Genomic DNA, 291 nt, shown 5'->3' on the forward strand with positions numbered 1-291 from the left:
GCTAGAACAGAACTAAGACGCTGTTGCTGGAATAAATTGGGGGAGTGCTTGCGCTCCCCGTAGGTTGAACTCCGACAGGAGATAAATCGTGAAAGACTTGCTGAAGCTTTTAAAGCCGACGAATCAGGCAGAAGAGTTTGATGGTATTCGCATCGCTCTTTCGTCTCCAGATATGATCCGTAGTTGGTCATATGGTGAGGTGAAAAAACCTGAGACTATTAATTACCGTACCTTCAAACCTGAACGTGATGGTTTGTTCTGTGCTCGTATTTTTGGTCCGGTAAAAGACTA

1 protein-coding gene is annotated in these 291 nt (G+C 44.7%); it reads left to right on the top strand.

Annotated elements, in window-relative coordinates:
* Nucleotides 1-88: 88 nt before the first annotated feature.
* Nucleotides 89-291, top strand: a 203-nt coding sequence (locus tag B3180_RS08655; RefSeq protein ID WP_286844039.1) for a hypothetical protein, incomplete at its 3' end; no start/stop codon positions are given.

It is taken from the genome of Idiomarina sp. UBA4206 (assembly GCF_002383015.1).
Taxonomy (GTDB): Bacteria; Pseudomonadota; Gammaproteobacteria; order Enterobacterales; family Alteromonadaceae; genus Idiomarina; species Idiomarina abyssalis.